Raw genomic sequence first — 19,769 nt, 5'->3', positions numbered from 1 at the left:
GACTGTCGTCGTTCTCCTGCGCGGCGACCGGTGCCGGTCACCTGCTCCCCGGTCTCACCAGCCCCGACTCGTACGCCACGATGACCAACTGGGCCCGGTCCCGCGCCCCGAGCTTGCCCATGATGCGGCTGACGTGGGTCTTCGCGGTGAGCGGGCTCAGCCCCAACAGGTCGGCGATCTCCGTGTTGTTGAGCCCCCGCGCGACCAGGGTGAGCACCTCGCGCTCGCGTTCCGACAGGCACTCGGGGCCGCCCGCGGCCGGCGCCTGCGGGGTGCGCAGGAACCGCTCGATCAACCGTGCCGTCGGCCCTGGCGACAGCAGCGCCTCACCGGCCGCCACGGTGCGGATGGCGTCGAGGAGTTCGGCGGGCCGGGTGTCCTTGACGAGGAACCCGGAGGCGCCCGCGCGCAGCGCCTCCACGATGTTCTCGTCGGTGTCGTATGTCGTCAGCACGAGGACCTTCACCCCGGCGAGGTCCTCGTCGGCGGCGATGAGCCGGGTCGCCTCGATGCCGTCGACATCGGGCATGCGGATGTCCATCACGACGAGGTCGGCGCGTTCGCTGCGGGCCAGTTCGACGGCCTCGCGGCCGGTGCCGGCCTGGCCGACGACCACCATGCCGGGCGCGGACTCCACGAGCATGGCGAACGCGGCCCGCACCAGCGTCTGGTCGTCCGCGAGCAGCACGCGGATCATCGGTTCCCCTCCCCCTCGGCCCCGGCCCGGACCGGCAGCACGGCCCGCACCTCGAAGCCGCCCTCCGGTCGCGGCCCGGCGTCGAGTGTGCCACCCACGCTGCGCACCCGCTCCCGCATGCCGACCAGCCCGAAGCCGGGGGCCGTGCCGGGGGTGGGTCCGGTGCCGTCGTCGGTGACGGCCAGCCGCAGCGCGCCGTCCGCCTCGGTCACGCGCACCCGCACGACCGGGTCGGGCCCGGCGTGCCGTACGGCGTTGGTGAGGGCCTCCTGCACGATGCGGTAGGCGGCGGCGCCGACGGCGGGCGGCACCTCCCCGTCGGGCACGGTCAGTTCGACCTTCGCTCCCGCGACGCGGGCGGCCTCGGCGAGGTCGGGCAGCCCGCGCAGGCCGGGCAGCGGACTGCGGGTGTCGGCGGGGCCGGGCTCGCGCAGCACCTCCAGCGTGGTGCGCAGTTCGCCGCGCGCGGTGCGGCAGGTCTCGGCGATGTCGTCGAGGGACCTGGCGACGGCGGCGCGGTCGAGGCGCTCGGGGTCGGCGTGCAGGACGTGCGCGGCGACGGAGGTCTGCACGCCGATCAGGGTGATGCTGTGGGCGAGGAGGTCGTGCAGGTCGCGGGCGATGCGCAGGCGTTCCTCGGCGACGCGGCGGCGGGCCTCCTCCTCGCGGGTGCGTTCGGCGCGTTCGGCGCGCTCGACGATGGCGGCGACGTACTGCCGGTAGAAGCGGACGTCGACGCCGAGGAAGAGGACGGCGACGACCCAGCCGGAGATGCGGAGCAGTTCGAGGGCCTGCTTGGTGTCGACGGTGAGCATCACGCTCACGGACACTCCGACGACGGCGACGCCCGTCAGCAGCGTACGCATCGGACGGCCGGTGACGGCGACGGTGTACAGCGCGACGTAGGCAGCCGGGGTGGGGGCGGCGTGGTTGAAGTCGAGGGCGTGGTACGGCGCGACGAGCGCCACGACGGCCGCCAGGGCCGCCATCGGGCGGCGCCTGCGCCACACCACCGGCACCTGCGCGGCGAGCAGCAGCACCCAGCCGACGGCGTCCGGGCGGCGGCCCTCGTCGGTGAACAGGGCCAGGCACGCGGACGTCACGGCGAGGGCGACGGCGAGCAACGCGTCGTTGCGCGCGCCGTGCGGGGCGGTGAGCGGGTCGCGGCCGACCGCGGCCAGGATCCGCTCGCCCACGTGCGGCCGGGCATCCGGCACTGTCGTCGTTGTCTGCACGGGGTCATCCTCCGGCACGGGGGCGCCCCTCCGGCAGTGGGAGGGGCGCCCGGTGGGTCACACCGGCTCGGGGCTGCGTTCCGCCGGGGCGGGCACGGCCTGCGGTGCCTTGGACAGCCGGCCCGGCCACCAGACCCGGCGGCGCAGCAGCACGCTCGCCGTGGTGACCAGGTAGGTCCGCACGAGGAAGGTGTCGAGCAGGACGCCGACGGCGATGACGAAGCCGAGCTGGACGAGCGGCACCAGCGGCAGCGTGGTGAGCACGGCGAACGTCGCGGCGAGCACGACGCCGGCGGAGGCGATGACGCCGCCGGTGGTGCGCAGCGCGGTGAGGGCGGCGGCATCGGGTTCGGCGCCGTTCACGGACTCCTCGCGCATCCGGTGCATGAGGAAGATGCCGTAGTCGACGCCGAGGGCGACGAGGAACACGAAGGACAGCAGGCCGAGTCCGGGGTCGGAGCCCTCGAAGCCGAGCAGCGGTCCGAAGACGAGGCCGCCGATGCCGAGGGCGGCCCCCCACACCGCGACCACGGCCGCGAGGAGCAGCAGTGGGGCGACGAGGCTGCGCAGCAGCGCCACCAGGATGAGGAAGACGGCGGTCAGCACGAGCGGCACGACGACCTTGCGGTCCCGGGCCTCGCTGTCGGCGAGGTCGAGTTGCTGGGCGCTGGTGCCGCCGACGTGGGCGCCGGTGTCGTCGAGCGCGGCGCGCAGGGACGCGAGGGTGCGGGTCTCGGCGTCGGTCTGCGGTGCGGCGGTGGCGAACACGGCGATCTCCGTCCAGCCCCCGCCCGCGCGTCCGGCCACGGCGTCGGCGACGCCGTGGGTGCCGCGCGCCTCGGCCAGGACGGTGTCGGCCTCGTCGGTGGGCGCCATGACGGTGAGGGGCTGGCTGCTGCGGTCCGGATAGTCGCGGGCCAGCGTCTGGAGCGCGGAGATGGACTCGGGCCGGTCGGTGAAGGTGTCCTCCTGCTTGATGCCGCCGGAGAGGTTGAACGTGCCGAGGGCGAGCGCGCCGAGCAGTACGGCACCGCCGGCGAGGACGGCGGCGGGCCGGCGGGCGGCGGAGGTGCCCATGGCGGCGAACAGCGACCTGCGGGCCTTGGGCGTGCTGCCGAAGGCCGGGATCAGCGGCCAGAAGACGCGGCGGCCGAGCAGGACCAGCACGGCGGGCAGCAGGGTCGTCATGGCGACGAGTGCCGCGAGCACCCCGACCACGCCGACCGGGCCCATGCCGCTGCTGCTGTTGAGGTCGGCGGCGAGCAGGCACAGCAGGCCGGCAGCGACGGTCCCGGACGACGCGAGGATCGCCGGGCCGCAGCCGCGCAGGGCGGCGCGCATGGCGTCGTAGGGCCGCTCGTGGCGCCGCAGTTCCTCGCGGTAGCGGGAGATGAGCAGCAGCGCGTAGTCGGTGCCGGCGCCGAGCACGAGGACGGTCATCACGCCGCCGCTCTGGCCGGTGATCGTGACGTCGAACAGCTCGTGCAGGCCGTACGCGGCGGCCATCGCCATGGCGGTGGCGACGCCGGCGACGGCGAGCGGGACGAACCACAGGAAGGGGCTGCGGTAGATGAGGATCAGCAGCACGGTGACGACGGCGAGCGTGGCCATCAGCAGCGTGCCGTCGATCGTCTCGAAGACCTTGCCCATGTCGGTGTTGAGGGCGCCGGGTCCGCCGACCTCGGCGCTCAGCCCCGCGCCGCCCTCGGCCATCTCGCGCACGTCCTCGACGAAGGCGTCGCGGGCGTCCTCGTCCTGGCCGGGCGCGGTGCTGGACACCGGGTACATCAGGGTGGCGCCGTCCTCGGACGGGACACCGCGCGGCTCATTCGACAGCGGGTGGGCGTCGGCGACCTCGGCGACCTGCCGCTCGGCGGTGCGCCGGTCGTCGGCGGTCAGGCCGCCGTCGCGATGGTAGACGAGGACGAGGTCGGTCGACTCGCCGCCGGGCAGCGTGTCCTGGATGCGGGCGACCTGCGTCGAGTCGGCGCTGTCCGGGAGGTAGTCGACGGCGCGGTTCTGCTGCGCGTCGCCGAACTTCCCGGCGAGTGGTCCGGCGAGCACGAGCGCGGCCAGCCACAGGCCGACCACCGCCCAGGGCACGGCACGCCGTCGCCCGGTACGCGTCCTTGCGGCCCCCATGGACGGGCCTCCCTCCGGTCGGGTGTCTGGGTCGCTTCCAGACTCCCGGCGGGAGAGCGGCGTTTCGTCGGACCGAAGACCGAGGCCCGCGCTACTGCGTGGGGCGTCATGGGGCCCGGACTACTCCCCGGGGAGTACCGCGGGCGCTCCCCGGGACACGGAGGGCCGACCGGCTACGACGGGGTGCGGGCCTCGGTCAGCAGGCGGTCGACGTCGTCGGTGCAGATCGTGAGCGCGGCGCCGACCGTGGCGAGGACGTCCCGCTCGGCGGGCGTGTAGGGGCCGTCGGCCAGGGCGATGCGGGCGCCCTGGAGCAGGATCGATTCGCGGCCGGCGGCGGCGAGGTGCGGGGCGAGCGGGTCCAGCGCCTCGTGCAGCTCTATCGCCAGGCCGGGGCCGCAGGGCTCGCCGCAGACCCGCCCGGTGTCCGCCTCCAGGGCCTCGACGAGCGCGGCGAGCTGGTCGGCGGTGCAGTCGTCGAACCCGGCCGCGCGGACCGCGCCGACGGCCGTGTCCAGCGCCGTACGGGATCCGGCGCCGCCCGCGGCGAGGACGGCCAGGGCGACCGTGTGCACGGCGTCGCGGAGCATCGCCGAGAAGCGGGTCGTGGTGGGGTGGTCGAGGACGTCGGTGCCGAAGTGGCCGCGGCAGGCCGCGCACTCCACGACCGGGCCGGTCTCGCCGCGCGACAGGACGGGCGCGCCGAGCACGGTGAAGCGCCGGCGGCCGGTCAGCCGCTGGTAGTTGCGGTCGCCTCCGCACCCCGGGCAGAAGAACTCGCCGTCACCGGCGGCCGTCCATACGGTGCGGGTGCCCATGATGCGCGAAAGCCGGGCAGCACGGCCGTCTCGTCCCCGTCCAGGCAGCACGTCGCAGCACCTCCGTAATGCCACGGCAACATCGCCGCGCCTGGTGATGTTAGCCACATCGGTGAGCCGGAGTCAGTACCCCGGAAGAGACCTTTCCGTGACCTCCACAGCGAAGTGGCCGGTAACCGACGCCCGGAGGCCGTCCCGGCACGGCGGACCGGGCGCCTCCGGACGGGCCGCGGGCCCCGTGCGCCGTGCGTCGGCGGACGGGGCCCGAAGCACCGATCGGGTGATCAGCGAGCCGCGCGGTTGACGGCGGAGACGACCGCCTTCAGCGAGGCGCGGGTGGTGTTGGCGTCGATGCCGATGCCCCACAGCACCTTGTCGTCGATGGCGCACTCGATGTACGAGGCGGCCTGCGCGGAGGCGCCCTCGCTCATCGTGTGCTCCTGGTAGTCCAGCAGGCGTACGTCGATGCCGATGGACTGGAGGGCGTCGAAGAAGGCCGAGATCGGACCGTTGCCCGTGCCGGTCAGCACCGTGTCCGCGCCGTCGACGGCGGCCTCGACGGTGAGCGTGTCGACGCCGTCCCGGTCGGTCGTCGACTGGCCGTTCTTGACCTGGATGCGGCCCCAGGGGTTCTCCGGGTTCGGCAGGTACTCGTCCTGGAAGACGGCCCAGATCTCCTTCGGCGTGATCTCGCCGCCCTCGGCGTCCGTCTTCGCCTGGATGATCTTCGAGAACTCGATCTGCATCCGGCGCGGCAGGTCCAGCTTGTGGTCGTTCTTCAGGACGTACGAGATTCCGCCCTTGCCGGACTGCGAGTTGACGCGGATGACGGCCTCGTAGGACCGGCCGACGTCCTTCGGGTCGATCGGCAGGTAGGGCACGGCCCACTCGATGTCGTCGACGGTGACGCCCCTGGCCTTCGCGTCGGCCTCCATCGCGTCGAAGCCCTTCTTGATGGCGTCCTGGTGGGAGCCGGAGAAGGACGTGTAGACCAGGTCGCCCACGTACGGGTGGCGCGGGTGGACCTCCATCTGGTTGCAGTACTCCCACGTGCGACGGATCTCGTCGATGTCGGAGAAGTCGATCTGCGGGTCGACGCCCTGCGAGAACAGGTTCATGCCCAGGGTGACCAGGTCGACGTTGCCGGTGCGCTCGCCCTGCCCGAACAGGCAGCCCTCGACGCGGTCGGCGCCGGCCATCAGCGCCAGTTCGGCGGCGGCGACGGCCGTACCGCGGTCGTTGTGCGGGTGGATCGACAGGCAGACGTACTCGCGGCGGGAGAGGTTGCGGCCCATCCACTCGAAGCGGTCCGCGTGCGTGGACGGCGTCGAACGCTCCACCGTGGCGGGCAGGTTGAGGATGATCTCGCGGTCCGGGCCGGGCTGCCAGACGTCCATGACCGCCTCGCAGACCTCCAGCGCGAAGTCCAGCTCGGTGTCGGTGAAGATCTCGGGGCTGTACTGGTAGCCGAACCGCGTCTCCGGGCCCAGCAGTTTCTCCGCGTACTCCATCACCAGCCGCGTGCCGTCGACGGCGATCTGCTTGATGTCGTCCCTGGAACCGCGGAAGACGACCCGGCGGAAGACCGGCGCGGTCGCGTTGTACAGGTGGACGGTGGCCCGCTTGGCGCCCTTCAGGGACTCCACCGTGCGCTCGATCAGGTCCTCGCGGGCCTGGGTCAGCACGGAGATCGTCACGTCGTCCGGGATGGCGCTCTCGTCCTCGATGATCGAGCGGACGAAGTCGAAGTCGGTCTGGCCGGAGGCGGGGAAGCCGACCTCGATCTCCTTGTAGCCCATCCTGACCAGCAGGTCGAACATCGCGCGCTTGCGGGCGGGCGACATGGGGTCGATCAGGGCCTGGTTGCCGTCGCGCAGGTCGGTGGAGAGCCAGCGGGGGGCGGTGGTGATGCGCTTGCCGGGCCAGGTGCGGTCGGGGATGTCGACCTGCTCGTACCCGCGGTACTTGTGGATCGGCATGGAACTGGGCTGCTGGCGGTTGGCCATGGTGCGAAGGGCTCCTCGTGTGTCCGAATGGACGGCCGACGGCGCAACGCCAGACTCCGCGGGGAGGGGGTCGGCCTCGACTACAGGCCCTCGCCGCGGCAGCTAAGGAGAAGCAGCCCGAAACGCATGATGCTTCGCAGCCTAGCCGAGCCGCGCGGGACGCGCGGGCCCGTTCCAGTATGCGGGACCGTCGGGACGAAGCGGACGAAAAGTGCCGTATACCACTGACCGCCGCCCCGCCGGGCCCACTGAGCCCATATTTCCCCCATCACGGTTGCCACCCGTGACAACTCCGTCACCGACTGCGATGGTGCCTGGCATGACGACGACCCACGGCCTCCAGCCCGTCTTCTGCACGATCATCCCGCCGCACGTCCTCGACCGGCTCGCGCAGGCCGACGACCCGGCGCTCGCCGGCCCGGCGCGCCGCACCCTGCAGCGCGACGCCTACGAGCGCACCCAGCGCCGGCTGACCACCGTCGTCGGCGCCCCGTCCGTCGCCCCGCCCGCGGGCGCCGAGGCCGACAAGCCCCACCGCACGATCCACGACGCCGGACACGGCACCGACCTGCCCGGCCGGAAGGTCCGCTCCGAGGGCGACGAACCCGGCTCCGACGCCACCGTGAACCGCGCCTACGCCGGCCTCGGCGCCACCTTCGAACTGCTGCTGAAGGCCTACGGACGCAACTCCATCGACGGCGCCGGACTGCCGCTCGACGCGACCGTGCACTACGACCGCGAGTACAACAACGCCTTCTGGAACGGCGAGCAGATGGTGTTCGGCGACGGGGACGGCGAGATCTTCCTCGACTTCACCAACGCCATCGACGTCATCGGCCACGAACTCGCCCACGGCGTCACCCAGTACACCGCCAACCTGACCTACTTCGGCCAGCCCGGCGCGCTCAACGAGTCGGTGTCCGACGTGTTCGGCGCCCTCATCAAGCAGTACACGCTGGGCCAGACCGCGGCCGAGGCCGACTGGCTGATCGGCGCGGGACTGCTCGCGCCGCGCGTCACCGGCCAGGCGCTGCGCTCCATGAAGGCGCCCGGCACGGCGTACGACGACGACGTCCTCGGCAAGGACCCGCAGCCCGCGACGATGGACGACTACGTGCGCACCGGCCGCGACAACGGCGGCGTGCACATCAACTCCGGTATCCCGAACCACGCGTTCTACCTCGCGGCCACGGCGCTCGGCGGGCACGCCTGGGAGCGGGCCGGGCAGATCTGGTACGACGTGCTGACCGGCGGCGAGCTGGAGCAGGACGCGAACTTCGCGGACTTCGGGGCGCTGACCGTCGAAGCGGCGCGCGCCCGCTTCGGGGAGGGCGACGAACTGCGGGCGGTCACCAAGGCCTGGGAGCAGGTCGGGGTGCGCACGCCGTAGTTCCGTACTACACAGGGACCCATGCGTATTCAGGTGAGGCGCACGGGCGGCTTCGCGGGCATCGAGCGCCATGCCGAGGTGGACACCGCGGGACGCGCCGACGCGCACGAGTGGCACGCCCTGGCCGAACGGGCGGTGGCCGACGGCCGGGGCACCCCGCCGATCGGGGTGCCGGACGGCTTCAGCTACCAGATCACGGTGGACGGCCGGACGGTGTACTGCGCCGACCCCCGGCTGACCGAGGACCAGCGCGGGCTGATCTCGCGGGTGCTGAAGGAAGGCGCGTAGGCCGCGGGGCCCGGGCGGCCGGTGGCCCGGGTCAGAAGCCGAGTCGGCGCAGTTGCTTGGGGTCGCGCTGCCAGTCCTTGGCGACCTTCACGTGCAGGTCGAGGAAGACCGGCGTGCCCAGCAGGGCCTCGATCTGCTTGCGGGACTTGATGCCGACGTCCTTCAGGCGCTTGCCCTTGGGGCCGATGATGATGCCCTTCTGGCTGGGGCGCTCGATGAAGAGGTTGGCGTGGATGTCCAGCAGCGGCTTGTCCGCGGGACGGTCCTCGCGCGGCAGCATCTCCTCGACGACGACGGCGATGGAGTGCGGCAGTTCGTCGCGGACGCCCTCCAGGGCCGCCTCGCGGATCAGCTCGGCCACCATGACCTGCTCGGGCTCGTCCGTGAGGTCGCCCTCCGGGTAGAGCGGCGGGCCCTCCGGCATGAGCGGGATCAGCAGGTCGGCCACCAGGTCGACCTGCTTGTTCGCGGTCGCCGACACCGGGACGATCTCCGCCCAGGTGATGCCGAGTTCCTTGCCCAGCTGGTCGACGGCGATCAGCTGCTCGGCGAGGGCCTTGGAGTCCACCAGGTCCGTCTTGGTGACGATGGCGACCTTCGGCGTCCTGCGGATGTCGGCGAGCTCCTTGGCGATGAAGCGGTCGCCGGGGCCGATCTTCTGGTCGGCGGGCAGGCAGAAGCCGATCACGTCGACCTCGGCCCACGTCGTGCGGACCACGTCGTTCAGCCGCTCGCCCAGCAGCGTGCGCGGCTTGTGCAGGCCGGGGGTGTCCACCAGGATCAGCTGCGCGTCGGGCCGGTGCACGATGCCGCGCACCGTGTGCCGGGTCGTCTGCGGGCGGTTGGAGGTGATGGCCACCTTCTGCCCGACCAGAGCGTTCGTGAGGGTGGACTTGCCCGCGTTGGGGCGGCCCACGAAACAGGCGAAGCCCGCCCGGTGGGCGGCCTCCGACGATTCCGACGGCTCGGATGACTGGCTGCGAACGCTCATGGCGCCCATTGTCCCTGATCCACAACCCCCCGCCGCACACGCGTGCCCCCGGCAGGACGAGGGCGGTGGCGGCGAGCAGCCGGGCGGCGCGGGAGCACACCGGCCCGGACCTTACGGTGCACGCCGGGACGGCCTACGATCACGGGGTCCCGGGGCACGGTGCCCCGGTCTCCTCGTCCGTCGTTCCCCCCGCCCGGAAGGTCACGTCGCAGGCATGAAGCTCATCACCGCGATCGTCAAGCCGTACCGGCTGGACGAGGTCAAGACCGCCCTCCAGGACGTCGGCGTGCACGGCCTGACCGTGTCCGAGGCCAGCGGCTACGGTCGGCAGCGCGGGCACACCGAGGTGTACCGCGGCGCCGAGTACCAGGTCGACCTGGTGCCGAAGGTCCGCATCGAGGTCGTCGTGGAGGACGCGGTCGCCGACGCCGTCGTCGACGCGGTCGTGAAGGCCGCGCGGACCGGCAAGATCGGCGACGGCAAGGTGTGGGCGCTGCCCGTCGACACGGTCGTCCGGGTCCGCACCGGGGAGCGCGGGCCGGACGCGCTGTAGCGCGCACGCCGGCCCGCGTCGCCGGGGTCGCTTCGTCGGTTCCCGTCGCCGGACCGGGTCGTCAGCCCGCGGTGACGGTGGCGCGGACGGTGCCGTCCGGGCCGGCCAGCAGTACCGGCGTCTCGGGGCCGCCGAGGTCCCGTACGGCGGCCAGGTCGTCGGGCGACGCCGACTCCGCGTCGGTGACCACGGCCGCCGCTTCCAGCGACTTCGCGCCCGACGCCACCGCCATCGCCACGGCCGTCTGCAGAGCGCTGAGCTTCAGGGAGTCCAGGGCGACGGTGCCCGCGACGTACGTGCGGCCGGTCTCGTCGCGCACGGCGGCACCCTCGGGCACGCCGTTGCGGGCCCGCGTGGAGCGGGCCAGGGTGACGATCTTGCGGTCCTCGGGATCGAGCGCGTTGATGTCGGTCATGGCCTTGAGCATACGGAGCGCGGCGCGCGCCGTCAGGGGCGGTCCAGGCGCAGCCGGTCGGCGCGCGGCAGGCCCGCCACGACCAGGTCGTAGGAGTCCTCGACCAGTTCCCGCACCAGCCGGTCGGGGAGCCCGCCGTCGGCCGTGACCGTGTTCCAGTGCCGCTTGTTCATGTGCCGGCCGGGGACGATCAGGCCGTCGTACTCGCCGCGCAGCCGGATCGCGTCGTCCGGGTCGCACTTGAGGTTGACCGTCAGGGGCCGCGCGTCCAGGTCCGTCAGGGCGAACATCCTGCCGTGCACCTTGAAGACCGAGGTGTCCGGGTTGAACGGGAAGTCCTCCACGGCCGCGTTGAACGACAGGCAGAGGGCGCGCAGCTCCTTCGGGGTCATTCCGGCTCGTCCTCCTCGCCGCCGGCGGCCCCGGCCGGGGCGGCGGGCTCCGCCAGGACCGTGACGATCTTGTTCCGGCGGCCGGCGGCGGCCTCCGCCGTGAGCCGCAGCTCGCGGCCGTCGGGCAGTTCGACCAGGGACGAGGCGCCCGCGATGGGGACGCGGCCGAGGGCCTTGGCGAGCAGGCCGCCGACCGTCTCCACGTCCTCGTCGTCGAACTCCTCCAGGCCGTACAGCTCGCCGAGGTCGCCGATGCCGAGGCGGGCGGTGACCCGGAACCGGTCGGCGCCGAGGTCCTCGACGGGCGGCAGTTCGCGGTCGTACTCGTCGGTGATCTCGCCGACGATCTCCTCCAGGATGTCCTCGATGGTGACGATGCCGGCCGTGCCGCCGTACTCGTCGATGACGACGGCGACGTGGTTGCGTTCCTTCTGCATCTCGCGCAGCAGGTCGCCGGCGTTCTTGGTGTCGGGCACGAAGACCGCCGGGCGCATCGCCGTGGACACCAGCTCGCTCTCCGCCTCGCGGCTGATGTGCGTCTTGCGGACGAGGTCCTTCAGGTACACGATCCCGACGATGTCGTCCTCGCTCTCGCCGGACACCGGGATGCGGGAGAAGCCGGAGCGCAGGGCGAGGGTGAGGGCCTGCCGGATGGTCTTGTACCGCTCGATCACGACGAGGTCGGTGCGCGGGACCATGACCTCCCTGACGAGGGTGTCGCCCAGTTCGAAGACGGAGTGCACCATGCGGCGCTCCTCGTCCTCGATGAGGGACTCGGCCTCGGCGAGGTCGACCATGGCCCGCAGCTCGGCCTCGGACGCGAACGGGCCGCGGCGGAAGCCCTTGCCGGGGGTGAGGGCGTTGCCGATGAGGATCAGCAGCGACGGGATGGGGCCCATGACGCGGGCGAGCGGCAGCAGGACGTACGCCGCCGCCGTCGCCGTGTTGAGCGGGTGCTGGCGGCCGATGGTGCGCGGGGAGACGCCGACGGCGACGTACGACACGAGGACCATGACGCCGATCGCGGCGAGCAGCGCCTGCCACGTGCCCTGAATCTCCCTCAGGCACGCGTACGTGACGATCGCGGCGGCGGCCATCTCGCAGGCGACGCGGACCAGCAGCGCCACGTTCAGATAGCGCGTCGGGTCCGCGGCGACCTGGGCGAGCTTGGCGCTGCCGCGGCGGCCGGAGCGCACGGCCTCCTCGGCGCGGAAGCTGGAGACCCGCGCGAGGCCCGCCTCCGCGCACGCGGCGAGCCACGCGACGACCACCAGGGCGATCGCTCCGGAGACGAGCGGGAGGCTCATGAGACGGTCGGGGCCGGGGACGGGCCGGTCAGGCCCTTCTCCGCGCGCCAGCCGTCCACGATGGCGGCCTGCAGGCCGAACATCTCGGCCTTCTCGTCGGGTTCCTCGTGGTCGTAGCCCAGCAGGTGCAGCACGCCGTGGACGGTGAGCAGCTGGAGCTCCTCGTCCATGGTGTGCTGCGTCGGCGCCTCGTCGCCCTGCTTCTTGGCGACCTCGGGGCACAGCACGATGTCCCCGAGCAGGCCCTGCGGCGGCTCGTCGTCGTCCTTCGACGGCGGGCGCAGCTCGTCCATCGGGAAGGACATGACGTCCGTGGGACCGGGCAGGTCCATCCACTGGATGTGGAGCTGCTCCATGGCGTCGGCGTCCACGACGATCACCGAGAGCTCGGAGAGCGGGTGGATGCGCATCCGGGCGAGCGCGTAGCGGGCGATGTCGAGGATCGCCTGCTCGTCGACCTCGGTGCCTGACTCGTTGTTGACGTCGATCGACATGGTCGTGCTGGTCTACTTCCCCTTGTGCCCGTGCCCGGACTTGCCGCGGCTCTTGTGCGCGCCGTTCTCGGTGCCGTGCCTGTTGTCGTACTTCTCGTACGCGTCGACGATACGGCCCACCAGCTTGTGCCGGACGACGTCGTGGGAGGACAGCCGGGAGAAGTGGACGTCGTCGACGCCCTCCAGGATGTCCTGGACCTGGCGCAGGCCGGACTTGGTGCCGTCGGGCAGGTCGACCTGCGTCACGTCGCCCGTGATCACGATCTTCGAGTCGAAGCCGAGGCGGGTGAGGAACATCTTCATCTGTTCGGGGCTGGTGTTCTGGGCCTCGTCCAGGATGATGAAGGCGTCGTTCAGGGTCCGGCCACGCATGTACGCCAGCGGCGCGACCTCGATCGTCCCGGCCGCCATCAGGCGCGGGATCGAGTCCGGGTCGAGCATGTCGTGCAGCGCGTCGTACAGCGGGCGCAGGTACGGGTCGATCTTCTCGTACAGCGTGCCGGGCAGGAAGCCGAGGCGCTCGCCGGCCTCCACCGCGGGGCGGGTCAGGATGATGCGGTTGACCTGCTTGGACTGCAGGGCCTGGACCGCCTTGGCCATGGCGAGGTACGTCTTGCCGGTGCCGGCGGGGCCGATGCCGAAGACGACGGTGTGCTTGTCGATCGCGTCCACGTAGCGCTTCTGGTTGAGCGTCTTGGGGCGGATCGTGCGGCCGCGCGAGGACAGGATGTTCTGCGTGAGCACCTCGGCCGGGGTCTCCTGGCCGTCGCTCTCCCCGTTCTCGCTCGCCTTGAGCATGGCGATCGAGCGTTCCACTGCGTCCTCCGTCATCGGCTGCCCGGTGCGGAGCACCAGCATCATCTCGTCGAACACGCGCTGAATGAGGGCGACCTCCGCCGGGTCGCCGGTCGCGCTGATCTCGTTGCCCCGGACGTGGATGTCGGCCGCCGGGAAGGCCCTCTCGATCACGCGCAGGAGGGAGTCGCCGGAGCCCAGTACGGTCACCATGGGGTGCTGGGCGGGGACGGTGAACTGCGCTCTCGCCTGCTCCTGCGCGGGGGTGTGAGCTGTGGGTGTGTGAGTCATGGGCCGGCGCTGAAGGCCTGCGGTTCCTCCTCTTCACGGCCGCGTAGCTGAGGGCGGCCTCGCGCTTCAAGGGTACGACGGTGCACCGACAACGCCGTAGGCCTTTTCGGCGGGGGCGGGGGCCCGCCCGGCGCGCTCCGTCACACCGGGTGCCGGAAGCCGATGGTCGGGACCGCGCGGCGCAGCGGCCAGGGTCTGGCGAGTTCCTCGGGGACCAGGCCGGCCAGGAACGCGTAGCGGTGCAGGGCCGTCGGGTCCTGGGTGTCGACCGACTGGACCCTGTGCCACCAGGCGGCGATCTCGGACCAGCCCGGCGCGGAGAGGGAGCCGCCGAACTCCTGGACCGACAGGGCGGCGGTCAGCCCGGCGAAGGCGAGGCGGTCGGCGAGCGGCCAGCCGGCGAGGGAACCGGTGACGAATCCGGCCACGAAGACGTCCCCGGCGCCGGTCGGGTCGAGGGCCTCCACGGCGATCGCGGGCACGTCGGCGGTCTCGCCCGTGCGCCGGTCCACGGCGTACGCGCCCTCCGCGCCGAGGGTGACGACGGCCACCGGCACGTGCTCGGTGAGGGCGTGGGCGGCGGCGCGCGGGCCGTCGGCGCCGGTGTAGCGCATCGCCTCGGCGGCGTTCGGCAGGAAGGCCTCGCAGTGCTCCAGGTCGGGCAGCCCGGCCAGGTCCCAGGCGCCGGTGTCGTCCCAGCCGACGTCGGCGAAGACGCGGGCGCCCTTGGCGGCGGCCTGCGCGATCCAGGGGGCGCGCCTGCCGGGCGTGAGGGAGGCGATGGCGGCACGCGCGCGGGGCGGGCAGTCGGGGGCGGGCTCCTCGGGGGGCGGTTCGTGGCCGTGGGAGACCATCGTGCGCTCGCCCTCGTACGCCATGGAGACCGTGACCGGCGAGTGCCAGCAGGGCACCGTGCGCGAGAAGGTGAGGTCGATGCCCTCGCCCTGCTGGAGGGCGTCGCGGCAGTAGTCGCCGTAGTGGTCGTCGCCGAAGGCCGCGGCGAGGGACGTGCGCAGGCCGAGGCGGGCGAGGGCGGTGGCCATGTTGGCGACGCCGCCCGGGCTGGAGCCCATGCCGCGCGCCCAGGACTCGGTGCCGCGCACGGGGGCGGAGTCGAGCCCGGTGAAGATGATGTCCAGGAAGACGGTGCCCGTGAGGTACACGTCCCAGGGCGGGTCGTCCGGGGCGCGCAGGTCGGCCAGGGGGTCGACCTGGGCTCGGCAGGTGGGTCCCTCTCCGGGGGACGAGGCGGACGCGGTCACGGTGCGCTCTCCCTGACATGGTGCGGATCAGGCCAGTGTGCACCAGAGGACCGGCAACCGGGCGGCCACGCGCGTGGCCGCCCGGAACGGCGTGATCACGACGCCGGTGGAGCGCTGAGCGGCGGGCGGAACGGCGGCTACCAGCGCGGGACCGCCGGTGTGACCCAGTCCGGGTCCGTGACGCGCATGGCGGCGGCGTCGTCGCGCTCGCGGAGTGTGCCGTCGTCATCGAGCCAGCGTCGGTGGAGGACGTCCAGGCGGTCGCGGTCGAGTGCGACGCCGAGGCCGGGCGCGTCGGACACGGCGACTTTGCCGCCGTCGAAGGTGAGGCGTTCGGTGAGGACGTCCTCCGACTGCCAGGGGTAGTGGGAGTCGCAGGCGTGGTGGAGGTCGGGGACGGTGGACGCGACGTGGGTCATCGCGGCGAGGCTGATCCCGAGGTGGGTGTTGGAGTGCATGGACACGCCGACGCCGAAGGTGCGGCAGACGGCGGCGAGTTGCTGGGTGTTGCGCAGCCCGCCCCAGTAGTGGTGGTCGGACAGGACGACCTGGACGGCGTTCTCGGTGAAGGCCTCCTCGATCTCGGCGAACGTCGTCACGCACATGTTGGTCGCGAGCGGCACGCCGGTGCGCCGGGCGACGTCGGCCATGGCGCGGGTGCCGAGCGCGGGGTCCTCCAGGTATTCGAGGACGTCGCCGAGGGCGGCGGCGACCTCGACGGACGTTTCGACGGACCAGGCGCCGTTGGGGTCGAGGCGCAGCGGCCGGCCGGGGAAGGCGTCGGCGAGGGCGCGGATCGCGGCGATCTCCTGCTCGGGCGGGAAGACGCCGCCCTTGAGCTTGAAGGAGGTGAAGCCGTACCGCTCGGTGAACCTGCGGGCCTGCTCGACCACGCCGGCCGGGTCGAGGGCGGCGCCCCAGTCGTCCTTCTCGGCGGGCACCCCCGCCGGGTGGTCGGCCCACTTGTAGAACAGGTAGGCGCTGTACTCGACGGCGTCGCGGACCTTGCCGCCGAGCAGGGCGTGGACGGGCAGGCCGAGCACCTTGCCGAGGGCGTCGAGGCAGGCGACCTCGAAGCCGGAGACGACGGAGAGGCGGAGTTTGTCGGCGGTCTGGACGCCGCGCAGCCCGCCGACGTCGACGGCGTTCTCCACCCGGGAGTCGTCCACGGCCACCTCGTCGGCGACGGTGAACAGGCCGTTGAGGTCGCAGACCTGGCGGCCCTTGAGCTTCTCGGCGAAGGGGCGGGCGAGTTCGAGGTACTTGGTGTCGCCGTAGGTCTCGCCGACGCCGGTGGTCCCGTCGGCGGTGACGACCTCGACGATCAGCCGGGGCGTGTACGGCTGGTGGACGCCCTGCGTGTTCAGCAGCGGCGGGTCGGCGACCAGGATGGGCGTCAGGCGCACGTCGGTGATGGTGAGGTCGCGGGTCACGGGGCGCTTCGTCTCCCGATGTAGATGCCATCCACGTATGAAGATGGAGGTTATATACGCGAACGACGGGGCGTCAATGGTCCGGAGTGGGCCCGGTGCGGCGACGCCAGGGGGACCGGGGTCCGATCTTGAAAAAATCGCGCTCCTACCCGGCCCCCACAAGCCCAAACGCAAGAGTGATCCAGATCACAGCTTCTCGCCTCGCTTGCACCAATACGTGCTTGATACAAATTGCCCCGCGCGTTCCTGTCCGTCGACGGTCGGCGCCCCCCTCCCCCATTGACGCTTCATTACGCATGCCCTGGGAACGCCCGTGTTCGCCCCTCGCACCACGCCCTGGCCCCTCGTCGCCCTTTTCACGGCCGGGTACCTCGCCCCGTACCTCCTCCCGACCACCGTCGGCAGGCTCGACTCGGGACTTCCGCTCTCCGCGACGCAGTCCGGCGCCGTCGGCAGCGCCCTGCTGCTGAGTTCGGCGACGGCCGGTTTTCTGTGGGCCTCCCGCGTCGAGCGGATCGGCCCGCGCGCCCTGGCCCGCGCCGGCCTCGCCCTCGCCGTCCTCGGCTACGGCACCGCCGCGCTCGCCACGCTCGTGCCGGCCGTCGTCGTCGGCGCGGTCCTCGGCGGGTTCGGCTCCGGCACGGTCACCACCGTCGCCGCCACCGGCATCGCCGGGCAGCGCGATCCGCACCGCACCACCACGCTCGGCCTGCTCAGCGTCTCCGCGCTGGCCGGCGCCGTCTATCTGACGGTGCCGCACCTCGGCCCCGGGCACGGTCTGCCGCTCGCCGCCATCGCCCTGACCGCGCTCGCCGTGTGGCCGACGACCGGCCGCCTCCCGAGCCGCACCACCCCGGCCCACGCCCACGTCAGCACGGCCCGGCTGCCCCATCTGCGCGCCGGTGTCGTCCTCGCCGCCGCCATGGTGTGCTGGTCCCTCGCGCAGAACTCCCTGTGGGGCGTCAGCGGCCGGATCGGTCTGACGCAGGCCGGCCTCGGCGAGGCCACCGTCGGCGCCGTGTTCGCGGTGGCGCTCGGCGCCGGGCTACTCGGCGTGCTCGCGGCGGGCGCGCTCGGCACCCGGCTGGGCCGGGCGGTGCCGGTCGGCGGCGGCACGGTCGTCATCGCGGGCTGCATCGTGCTCAGCGCCTCCGCGACCGACCTGGGCAGCTTCGCGGCGGGCGAGATCGCCTGGAACAGCTTCTACCCGGTGGTCCTGTCGTACCTCATCGGTCTCGCCGCCACCCTCGACCCGCGCGGCCGGTGGGCGGTGCTCGTCGGCTCGGCGTCCTCGCTCGGCACGGCGGCCGGGCCGCTGGTGGGCAGCGTGCTGTCGGCCGGTGCCGGCTTCACCGGCATGGGGCTCGTCCTCGCGGCCGGACTGCTGGTGATCGCCGTGCCGATGACCGCGGTGGCGCTGTTCGCCGGGCGGCTTCCGCAGGCCGCCGAACAGGTCCCCGCCGGTCAGGTGCCGGTCGTGGACATCCCTGTCGCCGAGCACGCGGAGGACGGCCAGACCACGCTCGCCGACATCCCCGTCGTGGAGTTCCCCGTCGACGCCCAGGCGGTGCCCGCCCAGCGCGAGTACGGCACCGCCGCGGCGACGACGGCGCCGGGCGCCGCGAGCGACTGACCACGCCCCCGGGGCCCGGGGCCGTGCGCCCGCCCGCGCCCGGCGGCTACGCGAAGGTGTACGCCTCGACCTCCGCCAGGTAACCGGCCCGCAGTTCCTCGTCGTGTTCCAGGAAGGACGCGAGGAAGGAGTTGCGGGCCAGCTCGCGCAGCCGGTCCTCGGTGCGGCCGAGCGCGGCGCGCACGGCGTCGAAGGTGTCGCCCGCGTAACCGCCGAAGTAGGCCGGGTCGTCGGAGTTGACCGTGCGCATCAGGCCCGCCTCCAGCATCGCGGGCAGCGGGTGGTCGGCCAGGGTGTCCACGGTGCGCAGCCGCACGTTGCTTTCGGCAGGGGCATCAAGGCATCGTGCGGGCCCATTACCGACGTTTCGGAACCGGTACCCGGAGGAGGTCGTGCGCCACGGTCAGCTCGCCCTCGAAGCCGGCGGCCCTGGCCTGCCGCTCGAACTCCGCGGGGTCGGAGTAGCGCTGGCTGAAGTGCGTGAGCACCAGGTGCCGTACGCCCGCGTCCCGTGCCGCGCGGGCCGCCTGACCGGCGGTGAGGTGGCCGTGCTCCACCGCGAGGCCGGTGTCCTCGTCGAGGAACGTCGACTCGATGACGAGCAGGTCGCAGCCCTCGGCCAGCGCGTGCACGCCGTCGCACAGCCGGGTGTCCATGACGAACGCGAACCGCTGGCCGCGCCGCACCTCGCTCACGTCGTCCAGGGTCACTCCGCCGAGGACGCCCTCCCGTTGGAGGCGGCCCACGTCCGGCCCCTTGATGCCGTGCGCGGCGAGCCGTTCCGGCAGCATGCGGCGGCCGTCGGGCTCGGTCAGCCGGTAGCCGTAGGACTCGACGGGGTGGGACAGCCTGCGGGCCTCCAGCGTGTAGCCGGAGGTCGTGGCCAGTACGCCGTCGGCGGCGACTGGCGCCTCGGTCAGCTTCACCGTCTCGCGGTAGGCGGTGGCGTACCGGAGGCGGTCGAAGAAGCGCTTGCCGGAGCGCGGGTAGTGGGCGGTGACCTCGTGCGGCACCTTGTCGAGGTTGATGCGCTGGATCACGCCCGCGAGACCGAGGGAGTGGTCGCCGTGGAAGTGGGTGACGCAGATCCGGTTCAGGTCGTGGGCGGCGACCCCGGCGCGCAGCATCTGGCGCTGCGTGCCCTCGCCGGGGTCGAACAGGATGCCCTCGCCGTCCCAGCGCAGCAGGTAGCCGTTGTGGTTGCGGTGCCGGGTCGGGACCTGGCTGGCGGTGCCGAGGACCACCAACTCGCGTACGGACACGGCTTATCCGGGGGGCCATTCCAGGCCGCGGCCGCCGAGGACGTGCGCGTGGGCGTGCCACACGGTCTGGCCTGCGCCGCTGCCGGTGTTGAAGATGATGCGGTAGCTGTCGAGCTTCTCCTCGTCGGCGACCGCCTGCGTCTCGCGCAGCACGTCGGCGGCGACCTCCGGGGCGCCGGCGGCGAGGGCGGCGGCGTCCTGGTAGTGCGCCTTGGGGATGACCAGGACGTGCGTCGGGGCCTGGGGGTTTATGTCCCGGAAGGCGACCGTGGTCTCCGTCTCGCGCACGATCGTCGCCGGGATCTGGCCTGCGACGATCTTGCAGAACAGGCAGTCGTCCTGCGGTTCCCCTGGCATGTGTCCTC

Annotated in this window: 19 protein-coding genes and 1 pseudogene; 4 read left to right on the top strand and 16 right to left on the bottom strand. The window is 72.7% G+C overall.

Going from position 1 to position 19,769, the window contains the following annotated elements; all coding sequences use genetic code 11:
* Positions 1 to 37 precede the first annotated feature (37 nt).
* The 5 genes from ACZ7D7_RS07565 to leuA all read right to left on the bottom strand — a co-directional run bounded on the left by ACZ7D7_RS07565 (position 38) and on the right by leuA (position 6,898).
* Positions 38 to 697, bottom strand: coding sequence for a response regulator (locus ACZ7D7_RS07565; RefSeq protein ID WP_470823007.1), 660 nt, complete (start codon positions 695 to 697; stop codon positions 38 to 40).
* Entirely contained in the window at positions 694 to 1,932 is a 1,239-nt protein-coding gene (locus tag ACZ7D7_RS07560) for a sensor histidine kinase (protein WP_470823006.1), read from the bottom strand. Before ACZ7D7_RS07560 ends, ACZ7D7_RS07565 begins: the two co-directional genes overlap by 4 nt.
* A gap of 57 nt (positions 1,933 to 1,989) precedes the next feature.
* Positions 1,990 to 4,074 (bottom strand): MMPL family transporter, encoded by a 2,085-nt coding sequence (locus ACZ7D7_RS07555; RefSeq protein WP_470823005.1) that lies wholly within the window; start codon positions 4,072 to 4,074, stop codon positions 1,990 to 1,992.
* Between the two features lie 173 nt (positions 4,075 to 4,247).
* Positions 4,248 to 4,943: a tellurite resistance TerB family protein gene (locus ACZ7D7_RS07550; RefSeq protein ID WP_470823004.1), complete on the bottom strand. Its 696-nt coding sequence runs from the start codon at positions 4,941 to 4,943 to the stop codon at positions 4,248 to 4,250.
* 233 nt (positions 4,944 to 5,176) lie between these two features.
* Positions 5,177 to 6,898, bottom strand: coding sequence for a 2-isopropylmalate synthase (leuA, locus tag ACZ7D7_RS07545; protein WP_470823003.1), 1,722 nt, complete (start codon positions 6,896 to 6,898; stop codon positions 5,177 to 5,179).
* Between the two features lie 319 nt (positions 6,899 to 7,217).
* Here leuA and ACZ7D7_RS07540 point away from each other — a divergent pair, with 319 nt between their 5' ends.
* Together ACZ7D7_RS07540 and ACZ7D7_RS07535 are read left to right on the top strand one after the other, a co-directional pair.
* Positions 7,218 to 8,288 carry a M4 family metallopeptidase gene (locus tag ACZ7D7_RS07540; protein WP_470823002.1) on the top strand — a complete coding sequence of 357 codons (1,071 nt, stop codon included), beginning with the start codon at positions 7,218 to 7,220 and terminating at the stop codon, positions 8,286 to 8,288.
* 21 nt (positions 8,289 to 8,309) lie between these two features.
* The gene (locus ACZ7D7_RS07535) at positions 8,310 to 8,576 is read left to right on the top strand and encodes a protealysin inhibitor emfourin (protein ID WP_470823001.1); all 267 of its coding nucleotides are present in this window, start codon (positions 8,310 to 8,312) and stop codon (positions 8,574 to 8,576) included.
* Between the two features lie 31 nt (positions 8,577 to 8,607).
* On the opposite strand, the gene era is transcribed toward ACZ7D7_RS07535, so the two are convergent.
* A complete protein-coding gene (gene era / locus ACZ7D7_RS07530; protein WP_470823000.1) occupies positions 8,608 to 9,567 on the bottom strand; it encodes a GTPase Era in 960 nt (319 codons plus the stop codon).
* 214 nt (positions 9,568 to 9,781) lie between these two features.
* Between era and ACZ7D7_RS07525 the strand changes: the two genes are divergently transcribed.
* Entirely contained in the window at positions 9,782 to 10,120 is a 339-nt protein-coding gene (locus ACZ7D7_RS07525) for a P-II family nitrogen regulator (protein WP_470822999.1), read from the top strand.
* A gap of 61 nt (positions 10,121 to 10,181) precedes the next feature.
* Here ACZ7D7_RS07525 and ACZ7D7_RS07520 read toward each other — a convergent pair whose 3' ends face one another.
* The 7 genes from ACZ7D7_RS07520 to ACZ7D7_RS07490 all read right to left on the bottom strand — a co-directional run bounded on the left by ACZ7D7_RS07520 (position 10,182) and on the right by ACZ7D7_RS07490 (position 16,509).
* Positions 10,182 to 10,535 (bottom strand): cytidine deaminase, encoded by a 354-nt coding sequence (locus ACZ7D7_RS07520; protein ID WP_470822998.1) that lies wholly within the window; start codon positions 10,533 to 10,535, stop codon positions 10,182 to 10,184.
* A 32-nt stretch (positions 10,536 to 10,567) separates the two neighbouring features.
* Entirely contained in the window at positions 10,568 to 10,927 is a 360-nt protein-coding gene (locus ACZ7D7_RS07515) for an MmcQ/YjbR family DNA-binding protein (protein ID WP_470822997.1), read from the bottom strand.
* Positions 10,924 to 12,234 carry a hemolysin family protein gene (locus ACZ7D7_RS07510; protein WP_470822996.1) on the bottom strand — a complete coding sequence of 437 codons (1,311 nt, stop codon included), beginning with the start codon at positions 12,232 to 12,234 and terminating at the stop codon, positions 10,924 to 10,926. The genes ACZ7D7_RS07515 and ACZ7D7_RS07510 overlap by 4 nt, the downstream gene beginning before the upstream one ends.
* Entirely contained in the window at positions 12,231 to 12,728 is a 498-nt protein-coding gene (ybeY, locus tag ACZ7D7_RS07505; protein ID WP_470822995.1) for an rRNA maturation RNase YbeY, read from the bottom strand. The genes ACZ7D7_RS07510 and ybeY overlap by 4 nt, the downstream gene beginning before the upstream one ends.
* 12 nt (positions 12,729 to 12,740) lie before the next feature.
* Positions 12,741 to 13,814: a PhoH family protein gene (locus tag ACZ7D7_RS07500; protein ID WP_470822994.1), complete on the bottom strand. Its 1,074-nt coding sequence runs from the start codon at positions 13,812 to 13,814 to the stop codon at positions 12,741 to 12,743.
* Between the two features lie 140 nt (positions 13,815 to 13,954).
* Positions 13,955 to 15,076, bottom strand: a complete 1,122-nt coding sequence (locus ACZ7D7_RS07495) for a carbohydrate kinase family protein (RefSeq protein WP_470822993.1) — start codon at positions 15,074 to 15,076, stop codon at positions 13,955 to 13,957.
* 137 nt (positions 15,077 to 15,213) lie between these two features.
* Positions 15,214 to 16,509, bottom strand: coding sequence for a glucarate dehydratase family protein (locus ACZ7D7_RS07490; RefSeq protein ID WP_470822992.1), 1,296 nt, complete (start codon positions 16,507 to 16,509; stop codon positions 15,214 to 15,216).
* Between the two features lie 313 nt (positions 16,510 to 16,822).
* Here ACZ7D7_RS07490 and ACZ7D7_RS07485 point away from each other — a divergent pair, with 313 nt between their 5' ends.
* Positions 16,823 to 18,142 carry an MFS transporter gene (locus tag ACZ7D7_RS07485; protein ID WP_470822991.1) on the top strand — a complete coding sequence of 440 codons (1,320 nt, stop codon included), beginning with the start codon at positions 16,823 to 16,825 and terminating at the stop codon, positions 18,140 to 18,142.
* Between the two features lie 46 nt (positions 18,143 to 18,188).
* Here the strand turns inward: ACZ7D7_RS07485 and ACZ7D7_RS07480 are convergent.
* The 3 genes and pseudogenes from ACZ7D7_RS07480 to ACZ7D7_RS07470 form a co-directional block, all read right to left on the bottom strand.
* A pseudogene (locus ACZ7D7_RS07480) lies at positions 18,189 to 18,464 on the bottom strand (adenosine deaminase); the annotation flags it as partial.
* Between the two features lie 34 nt (positions 18,465 to 18,498).
* The gene (locus tag ACZ7D7_RS07475; RefSeq protein ID WP_470822990.1) at positions 18,499 to 19,404 is read right to left on the bottom strand and encodes a ribonuclease Z; all 906 of its coding nucleotides are present in this window, start codon (positions 19,402 to 19,404) and stop codon (positions 18,499 to 18,501) included.
* 3 nt (positions 19,405 to 19,407) lie between these two features.
* On the bottom strand, positions 19,408 to 19,761 hold the full coding sequence (locus ACZ7D7_RS07470) for a histidine triad nucleotide-binding protein (RefSeq protein ID WP_470822989.1): 354 nt from the start codon (positions 19,759 to 19,761) through the stop codon (positions 19,408 to 19,410).
* Positions 19,762 to 19,769: the final 8 nt, after the last annotated feature.

This window comes from Streptomyces sp. NPDC037054, from assembly GCF_055606745.1.
Note: the sequence above shows the minus strand (reverse complement) of the source record. Positions and strands in the feature narration are given on the sequence as shown.